Source organism: Mesorhizobium sp. M7A.F.Ca.AU.002.02.1.1, from assembly GCF_003998535.1.
In the GTDB taxonomy this organism is placed as follows: domain Bacteria; phylum Pseudomonadota; class Alphaproteobacteria; order Rhizobiales; family Rhizobiaceae; genus Mesorhizobium; species Mesorhizobium ciceri.
The window spans coordinates 1-2,800 of record NZ_RZPB01000775.1 but is presented as its reverse complement, the minus strand read 5'-3'; the positions used below and the strand labels follow the sequence as shown (position 1 = coordinate 2,800).

Here is a 2,800-nt window from a genome sequence, read left to right as displayed (position 1 = left end):
GCCTGGAAGAACCAGGATTGGAGCGACCCATGAACGAGGCAGTTCGAAATCCCGCCAAGCCGACCCCCGGGCCAACCAAAGGGCCGATCATCGAGATCGAGAACCTGTCGATCTCCTTCTTCACCCGCAAGGGCGAGATACCGGCGGTCATGGATTTTTCCTGCACCGTCATGCCGGGCGAGGCGATGGGCATCGTCGGCGAATCCGGCTGCGGCAAGTCGACCGTGTCGCTCGGCATCATGCGCGACCTCTCCAACATCGGGAAGATCGTCGGCGGCAAGATCAAGTTCCAGGGCAAGGACATGGGCGAACTCTCCGACGAGGAGTTGCGTTCCATCCGCGGCAACAAGATCGCCATGATCTACCAGGAGCCGATGGCGAGCCTGAACCCGGCGATGAAGGTCGGCCAGCAGCTGATGGAAGTGCCGCTGATCCACGACAAGGTGTCGAAGGAAGAGGCCTATAAACGCGCCCTCGATATGGTGCGCTCGGTCAAATTGCCCGATCCCGAGCGTATGATGCGCTCCTATCCGCACCAGCTCTCCGGCGGCCAGCAGCAGCGCATCGTCATTGCCATGGCGCTGCTGTCGAAGCCGGCGCTGCTTTTGCTCGACGAGCCGACGACGGCGCTCGACGTGACGGTGGAGGCGGGCATCGTCGATCTGGTCAAGGGGCTGGGCGAGAAGTTCGGCACGTCGATGATCTTCGTGTCGCACAATCTCGGCCTGATCCTGGAAACCTGCGATCGCATCACCGTGATGTATTCGGGCGAAGCGGTGGAGACCGGCAAGATCAAGGACGTGTTCGACCGGATGCGCCACCCCTATACGCAAGGGCTGTTCCGCTCGATCCCGCTGCCGGGCGCCGACAAGAACTCACGGCCGCTGATCTCCATCCCCGGACAGCTGCCGCTGCCGCACGAGCGGCCCAAGGGCTGCAATTTCGGCCCGCGCTGCCACCATTTCGTCGAGGGTGTCTGCAACGCCGCCGAAATCCCGATGATCGAGGTCGCTGGTCATGAAGGCCATTTCTCGCGCTGCGTGCGCTTCAACGAGATCGACTGGGAAGCGCTGCCACCCGGTGCCAAGAAGGTCAATGAGCGCGTCATGCCCGGCGCGCCGGTGCTCAAGATCGAGGACCTCAGAAAATATTACAGGGTCGGCGGCAGCGAGGTGTTCGGCTCGAGCGAGGGCCGCGTCGTCAAGGCCAACGAGACGATCTCGTTCATGGCGCGCGAATCCGAGACGGTCGCCATCGTCGGCGAATCCGGCTGCGGAAAGTCGACGCTGGCCAAGGTGCTGCTCGGGCTGGAGACGGCAAGTGCCGGCACGGTGACGCTGGGCAACACGGAAATCCAGTCGACGGGGATCGACAAACGGAGCGTCGACACGGTGTCGTCGATCCAGATGGTGTTCCAGAATCCGTTCGACACGCTCAATCCCAGCCATTCGGTCGGTTCGCAGATCATCCGCACGCTGGAGAAGTTCAATGTCGGCAAGACGGTTGCCGATCGCCGCAAGCGGATGCTGGAGCTGCTCGACCTGGTGAAGCTGCCGCGGGCATTCGAAACCCGCAAGCCGCGTCAGCTTTCGGGCGGCCAGAAGCAGCGCATCGGCGTGGCGCGAGCCTTTGCCGGTGACGCCAAGGTGGTGGTGGCCGACGAGCCGGTCTCGGCATTGGACGTGTCGGTGCAGGCGGCGGTGACCGAACTGCTGATGGACATCCAGCGCAAGAACAAGACGACGATGCTGTTTATCAGCCACGATCTGTCCGTCGTTCGCTACATCGCCGACCGCGTCGTCGTCATGTATCTCGGCTATATCGTCGAGCAAGGCACGACCGACCAGATCTTCGCACCGCCCTATCATCCCTATACCGAGGCGCTGCTGTCGGCGATCCCGATCGCCGACACGAGTGTCGTGAAGAAGCACATCGTGCTGGAAGGCGACATCCCGTCGGCGATGAACCCGCCATCCGGGTGTCCGTTCCAGACCCGTTGCGGCTACAAGAAGCTGGTGCCGGACAATCTCTGCGAGACCAAGGTGCCGCCGGTCAAGCATCTCGGCGACGGTCATATGAGCCTGTGCTGGCTCTCCGACGACGTGCTGGCCAAGATGGAGCCCGTGATCAAGTTCGACAAGGAACACGCCGCGCACGAAGGTATGCCGGACGACGCGCCGCATGGCGATGGCCCCGGTTTTGCTGGCACGCCACCAAAGCGTCCGCGCGGCAAAAGGCCGAGCTGACAGTCCGAAGATCGAGATCAACGATGCGGCAAGCTCAGTTCCCGCACTCGCTCAACTGCTGGGCATAGTCCCGCGCCATCTTGTCGGTGGCCCGGGCATAGCCCTGCACACCGGCATCGCCCCTGTTGCCGCGGCCATAGGCGGTCCAGCCGAGATAGTAGGCAAGGTAGAGATTGTAGGTGTCGTTGCGGGCGACGCCGTAGGTGTCAGATGTCTTGGAATGATACCAGCCGACGAAATCGACCGCATCGGCGAATTTCGTCCGCCGCGCCGCCCAGTTGCCGGTCTCGCGCTGATATTGCGACCAGGTGCCGTCCAGCGCCTGCGAGAAGCCGGTGGCCGTGGAGACGTGCTTCCACGGAATGAAGCCGAGCAGCTTGGTACGCGGCGGCCTTGCATTGCTCTTGAAGCCCGATTCCTTGCGCACCGTCGCCATCAGTACGGGAACGGGAATGCCATATTTCTGTTGGGTGCGCTCGGCGGCAGACTGCCAGTTGTCGAACCAGCCGTCATTCTGGTCGAAGACGGCGCAGACATTGTTGATGTGATTGGGC

General features: G+C 62.6%; 2 protein-coding genes. One reads left to right on the top strand and one right to left on the bottom strand.

Annotated features, from left to right (window positions below; genetic code table 11):
• Window positions 1-29: 29 nt before the first annotated feature.
• Window positions 30-2,246, top strand: a complete 2,217-nt coding sequence (locus EN879_RS31070; RefSeq protein ID WP_063168510.1) for an ABC transporter ATP-binding protein — start codon at window positions 30-32, stop codon at window positions 2,244-2,246.
• Between the two features lie 34 nt (window positions 2,247-2,280).
• Here EN879_RS31070 and EN879_RS31065 read toward each other — a convergent pair.
• On the bottom strand, window positions 2,281-2,800 hold a 520-nt coding region (locus EN879_RS31065; RefSeq protein ID WP_127274485.1), incomplete at its 5' end, for a transglycosylase SLT domain-containing protein.